Source organism: Ponticoccus sp. (in: a-proteobacteria), from assembly GCF_048381735.1.
This window is the reverse complement of the sequence record NZ_JBLXGL010000023.1, coordinates 1-6444: the sequence shown is the minus strand read 5'-3', so window position 1 is coordinate 6444 and position 6444 is coordinate 1. Positions and strand designations below refer to the sequence as shown.

At 63.2% G+C, this 6444-nt stretch carries 3 protein-coding genes and 5 pseudogenes; all 8 read left to right on the top strand.

What is annotated here, in order from left to right; translation table 11 throughout:
* The first annotated feature begins 24 nt into the window (after positions 1 to 24).
* Entirely contained in the window at positions 25 to 396 is a 372-nt protein-coding gene (gene rpsL, locus ACN5KJ_RS20405; RefSeq protein WP_008883423.1) for a 30S ribosomal protein S12, read from the top strand.
* A gap of 12 nt (positions 397 to 408) precedes the next feature.
* Positions 409 to 879: pseudogene (gene rpsG, locus ACN5KJ_RS20400) on the top strand (30S ribosomal protein S7).
* A gap of 20 nt (positions 880 to 899) precedes the next feature.
* Positions 900 to 3012, top strand: a pseudogene (fusA, locus tag ACN5KJ_RS20395) (elongation factor G).
* Positions 3013 to 3098: 86 nt separating this feature from the next.
* Positions 3099 to 4274, top strand: coding sequence for an elongation factor Tu (gene tuf, locus ACN5KJ_RS20390; RefSeq protein ID WP_418596026.1), 1176 nt, complete (start codon positions 3099 to 3101; stop codon positions 4272 to 4274).
* Between the two features lie 181 nt (positions 4275 to 4455).
* Positions 4456 to 4763: pseudogene (rpsJ, locus tag ACN5KJ_RS20385) on the top strand (30S ribosomal protein S10).
* A gap of 12 nt (positions 4764 to 4775) precedes the next feature.
* A pseudogene (rplC, locus tag ACN5KJ_RS20380) lies at positions 4776 to 5636 on the top strand (50S ribosomal protein L3).
* Positions 5633 to 6249, top strand: a pseudogene (gene rplD / locus ACN5KJ_RS20375) (50S ribosomal protein L4). Before rplC ends, rplD begins: the two co-directional pseudogenes overlap by 4 nt.
* The coding region (gene rplW, locus ACN5KJ_RS20370; protein WP_418596024.1) for a 50S ribosomal protein L23 at positions 6246 to 6444 on the top strand (199 nt) is incomplete at its 3' end. The pseudogene rplD and the gene rplW, both read left to right, overlap by 4 nt.

Genomic DNA, 6444 nt, shown 5'->3' with positions numbered 1-6444 from the left:
GAGAAACACGGGGAAGAGACCCAAATGCCAACGATCCAGCAGCTGATCCGCAAGCCGCGGCAGCCGAAAGTCAAACGTTCGAAGTCCCAGCACCTGGAACAGTGCCCGCAGAAGCGCGGCGTCTGCACCCGCGTCTACACCACCACTCCGAAGAAGCCGAACTCGGCAATGCGGAAGGTGGCCAAGGTGCGTCTGACCAACGGTTTCGAAGTCATCAGCTACATCCCGGGTGAAAGCCACAACCTGCAGGAGCACTCGGTTGTGCTCATCCGCGGCGGTCGTGTGAAAGACCTTCCCGGCGTGCGTTACCACATCCTGCGCGGTGTGCTGGACACCCAGGGCGTCAAGGACCGCAAGCAGCGTCGTTCGAAGTACGGCGCGAAGCGTCCGAAGTAAGGAGATACAGAGATGTCCTGTCGCCACGCTGCCGAGAAGCGCGAAGTCCGCCCGATGCCAAGTATGGCGATCGGGTTCTGACGAAGTTCATGAACAACCTGATGATCGACGGCAAGAAATCGGTCGCAGAAAAGATCGTCTACAACGCGCTCGACCGCGTCGAAGGCAAGATCAAGCGCGCGCCCGTGGAAGTGTTCCATGAAGCGCTCGACAACATCAAGCCGGCCGTGGAAGTCCGTTCCTGCCGGGTTGGTGGCGCCACCTACCAGGTGCCCGTCGAAGTGCGCGCCCGAGCGCCGCGAAGCGCTTGCCATCCGCTGGCTGATCACCGCGTCCCGCGGCCGCAACGAGCACACCATGGAAGAGCGTCTTGCCGGCGAACTTCTGGATGCAGTGCAGTCGCGCGGTTCCGCCGTGAAGAAGCGCGAAGACACCCACAAGATGGCCGACGCCAACAAGGCGTTCAGCCACTACCGCTGGTAAGCACGGAAAGGCAGTCCATTATGGCACGCGAATATCCCCTCCAGCGTTACCGGAACTCGGGATCATGGCCACATCGATGCGGGCAAGACCACGACGACGGAACGCATCCTCTACTACACCGGCCGTTCGCACAAGATCGGTGAAGTTCACGACGGCGCCGCCACCATGGACTGGATGGAGCAGGAGCAGGAACGGGGCATCACGATCACGTCCGCCGCGACCACCACGTTCTGGCAGTGGCAGGAAGACCCGACCGCCGAAGGCACGTCGGATACCAAGACCCGTTTCAACATCATCGACACCCCGGACACGTGGACTTCACCATCGAAGTCGAGCGTTCGCTGGCCGTGCTCGACGGTGCCGTGGCGCTGCTCGACGGCAACGCCGGTGTCGAACCCCAGACCGAAACCGTGGGCGTCAGGCTGACCGCTACAAGGTTCCGCGGATGGTGTTCGTCAACAAGATGGACAAGATCGGTGCCGACTTCTTCAAGTGCGTGAAGATGATCAAGGACCGCACCGGCGCGACTCCCGATCCCGGTCAACTTCCCGATCGGTGCCGAGGACAAGCTCGAAGGCATCGTCGACCTGGTGACCATGGAAGAGTGGGTGGCAGGGTGAAGACCCGGCGCCTCCTGGGTGCGCCAGCCGATCCGCGACGATCTGAAGGACACCGCCGACGAATGGCGTTCTGACCCTGGTCGAAGCCGCCGTCGAGATGGACGACGCCGCGATGGAGGCCTATCTCGAAGGCGAGGAACCCGATGTTCCGACCCTCCGCAAGCTGATCCGCAAGGGCTGCCTGTCGATGACCTTCGTGCCGGTTCTGGGTGGTTCCGCGTTCAAGAACAAGGGCGTGCAGCCTCTGCTCAACGCCGTTGTGGACTACCTGCCGAGCCCGCTCGACGTGGTCGACTACATGGGCTTCAAGCCGGGCGACGAGTTTGAAACCGCAACATCGCCCGTCGTGCGGACGACAACATGCCTTCGCCGGTCTGGCGTTCAAGATCATGAACGACCCGTTCGTCGGCTCGCTCACCTTCACGCGGCTGTATTCCGGCCAGCTGAAGAAGGGCGATCTGATCCTGAACTCGACCAAGGCCGCAAAGAGCGCATCGGCCGCATGATGATGATGCACTCGAACAACCGCGAAGAGATCGATGAGGCCTTTGCAGGCGACATCATCGCGCTCGCCGGTCTGAAGGAAACCACCACCGGGGACACGCTCTGCGCCCAGAACGACCCTGTCGCTGGAAACGATGACCTTCCCGATCCGGTGATCGAGATCGCCATCGAGCCGAAGACCAAGAACGACCAGGAAAAGATGTCCCAGGGCCTTCAGCGCCTTGCGGCCGAAGACCCCTCCTTCCGGGTGGAGACCGACCTCGAGTCCGGTCAGACCATCATGAAGGGCATGGGCGAACTTCACCTCGACATCCTGGTCGACCGTCTCAAGCGCGAGTTCAAGGTCGAAGCCAACATCGGTGCACCCCAGGTGGCCTACCGCGAGACCATCGGTCACGAGGTCGAGCACACCTACACCCACAAGAAGCAGTCGGGTGGTTCGGGTCAGTTCGCCGAAGTGAAGCTGGTGATCTCTCCCACGGAGCCGGGCGAAGGGTACTCCTTCGAGTCCAAGATCGTCGGCGGTGCCGTTCCCAAGGAATACATCCCCGGCGTCGAAAAGGGCATCAAGTCGGTCATGGACTCCGGTCCGCTGGCAGGCTTCCCGGTGATCGACTTCAAGGTCGCGCTGATCGACGGCAAGTTCCACGACGTGGACTCCTCGGTTCTGGCCTTCGAAATCGCCGCACGGATGGGCATGCGCGAAGGTATGCGCAAGGCCGGCGCCAAGCTGCTCGAGCCGATCATGAAGGTCGAAGTGGTGACCCCGGAAGAATACACCGGCGGCATCATCGGCGACCTCACGTCGCGGCGCGGCATGGTTCAGGGGCAGGACACCCGCGGCAACGCGATCGCGATCGCCGCGATGGTGCCGCTGGCCAACATGTTCGGCTACATCAACACCCTGCGCTCCATGTCTTCGGGCCGCGCGCAGTTCACGATGCAGTTCGACCATTACGATCCGGTCCCGCAGAACATCTCGGACGAGATCCAGGCGAAATACGCATAAGCCGGGTGGCGGGGTGACGGCCCTGCCCTACCCACCACCGTAGGCGGGCGGCGCCCCACCATCCGACACAAAAGGGAGCCAATACCATGGCAAAGGAAAAGTTTGCGCGTACCAAACCGCATTGCAACATCGGCACGATCGGTCACGTTGACCACGGCAAGACGACGCTGACGGCTGCGATCACGAAGTATTTCGGCGAATTCAAGGCCTACGACCAGATCGACGGCGCGCCGGAAGAGAAGGCGCGCGGGATCACGATCTCGACGGCGCACGTGGAATACGAGACGGAGAACCGTCACTACGCGCACGTGGACTGCCCCGGCCACGCCGACTACGTGAAGAACATGATCACCGGTGCCGCCCAGATGGACGGCGCGATCCTGGTGGTGAACGCGGCCGACGGCCCGATGCCGCAGACCCGCGAGCACATCCTTCTGGGCCGTCAGGTGGGCATCCCCGCCATGGTGGTGTTCCTGAACAAGGTCGACCAGGTGGACGACGAGGAACTGCTCGAGCTGGTCGAGATGGAAGTGCGCGAGCTTCTGTCGGCCTACGACTACCCCGGCGACGACATTCCGATCATCGCGGGTTCGGCGCTTGCCGCGCTCGAAGGCCGTGATGCGAACATCGGCGAAGACAAGATCAAGGAACTGATGGCCGCGGTCGACGAGTACATCCCGCAGCCGCCGCGCGCCACCGATCAGCCCTTCCTGATGCCGATCGAAGACGTGTTCTCGATCTCGGGCCGCGGCACCGTGGTGACCGGTCGCGTCGAACGCGGCGTGGTGAACGTGGGCGACGAACTGGAGATCGTGGGCATCCGCGACACCAAGAAGACGACCTGCACGGGCGTCGAGATGTTCCGCAAGCTGCTGGACCGCGGCGAGGCGGGCGACAACATCGGCGCGCTGCTGCGCGGCATCGACCGTGAAGGCGTCGAGCGTGGCCAGGTTCTCTTGCAAGCCGGGTTCGGTCAAGCCGCACACCAAGTTCGAGTGCGAGGTCTACATCCTGACCAAGGAAGAAGGCGGCCGCCACACGCCGTTCTTCGCGAACTACCGTCCGCAGTTCTACTTCCGCACGACGGACGTGACGGCACCGTGACGCTGCCGGAAGGCACCGAGATGGTGATGCCGGGCGACAACCTGAAGTTCGAAGTCGAGCTGATCGCCCCGATCGCGATGGAAGACGGCCTCCGCTTCGCCATCCGCGAAGGCGGCCGCACCGTCGGCTCCGGCGTGGTCTCCAAGATCCTCGCCTGATCTTGACAGCGGGCGGTGCCGGATCTATCCGGCCCGCCGGACAAGACTTCGGATGGGTGCTTCGGCACCCATCGCCTTCTGGGGCGGGGCAGCGCCCTTACCCGATCGGGTTCGATGAGGGGACAGGGTGGTCCTGTCTCCTCCTCTCAACTCCAACGCCTATGATAAGGCAGACCGAACAATGCAAAGCCAGAACATTCGCATCCGGCTCAAGGCGTTCGATTTCCGCGTGCTGGATGCCTCCACGCAGGAAATCGTGAACACCGCCAAGCGGACCGGCGCGACCGTGCGCGGGCCGATCCCGCTGCCGAACAAGATCGAGAAATTCACCGTTCTGCGTGGCCCCCACGTGAACAAGAAATCCCGCGACCAGTTCGAGATCCGCACCCACAAGCGGCTCCTGGATATCGTGGATCCGACCCCGCAGACGGTGGACGCGTTGATGAAGCTCGACCCGCCGCCGGCGTGGATGTCGAGATCAAGGTATAAGGAGGGCTACCGATGTTGCGCTCTGGAGTTATCGCAAAGAAGCTGGGCATGACCCGGCTGTTCATGGAAGACGGCAAGCAGATCCGTGACCGTCCTCCAGCTCGACGGTTGCCAGGTGGTGGCCCAGCGGACCGCTGAAAAGGATGGCTACACCGCCGTCCAGCTCGGCTCGGGTACCGCCAAGGCCAAGAACACCAGCAAGGCGATGCGCGGCCACTTTGCCGTTGCCAAGGTCGAACCGAAGCGGAAGATCGCGGAATTCCGCGTCGACGCCGAGAACCTGATCGGTGTCGGTGAGGAAATCACCGCCAACCATTACTTCGAAGGCCAGTTCGTCGACGTGGCGGGCACGACCATCGGCAAGGGCTTTGCCGGTGCCATGAAGCGGCACAACTTCGGCGGCCTGCGGGCATCGCACGGTGTGTCGATCTCGCACCGTTCGCACGGCTCGACCGGTCAGTGTCAGGATCCCGGCAAGGTCTTCAAAGGCAAGAAGATGGCTGGCCATATGGGTGCCGTCCGCGTCACCACGCAGAACCTGCAGGTCGTGAAGACCGATGCCGACCGTGGCATCATCATGATCAAGGGCGCCGTTCCCGGCTCCAAGGGTGGCTGGGTGACGATCAAGGACGCGGTCAAGAAGGCCACGCCCGAGAACGTGATCCTGCCCGCCGCGCTGAAATCGGCCGCCGAGGAAGCCGCACGTGCTGCCGAAGAGGCCGCCGCTGCCGCTGCCGCCGAAGCCGAAGCGGAAGCCAGCGTCTTGCCGAAGAGCAGGCCGCCCAGGAAGCCGCTGCGCTGAACGAAGCCGAAGCGTCGATCGAGGCCGACAAGGCCGAGGGCGATGCCGAGAAGAAGGAAGGCGACGAATGAAACTCGACGTGATCAACCTCGACGGCTCGGCCGCGGGCGAAGTCGAGCTGGACGAGGCCCTGTTCGGTCTCGAGCCGCGCGCCGACATCCTGCACCGCGTCGTTCGCTGGCAGCGCAACAAGGCGCAGGCCGGGACCCACAAGGTCAAGGGCCGCTCGGAAGTGAGCTACTCGACCAAGAAGATCTATCGCCAGAAGGGCACCGGCGGCGCACGCCACGGCTCCCGCAAGGCACCGATCTTCCGCAAGGGTGGCATCTACAAGGGCCCGACCCCGCGGTCGCACGCCCACGATCTTCCCAAGAAGGTCCGCGCCCTGGGTCTGAAGCTGGCCCTGTCGGCAAGGCCAAGACCGGCTCGCTCGTCGTGATCAACACGGCGGACAGCGACGGCAAGACCAAGTCGCTCGCGGCACAGGTCAAGAGCCTGGGCTGGAAGCGCGCGCTGATCATCGACGGCGCCTCGGTCAACGAGAACTTCGCTCGTGCCGCGGCCAACATCGACGGTCTGGACGTGCTGCCCAGCATGGGCGCCAACGTGTATGACATCCTCAAGCGTGACACCCTCGTGCTCACGAAGGCGGGTGTCGAAGCTCTGGAGGCTCGACTGAAATGAGTGCGAAGCCGCAACATTACGACGTGATCCGCAAGCCGATCATCACCGAGAAAACCACCATGGCGGGCGAGTCCGGCGCGGTTGTCTTCGAAGTGTCGATCGACGCGACCAAACCCCAGGTCAAGGAGGCCGTCGAGGCGCTCTTCGGCGTGAAGGTGAAGGCGGTCAACACCACCATCACCAAGGGCAAGGTCA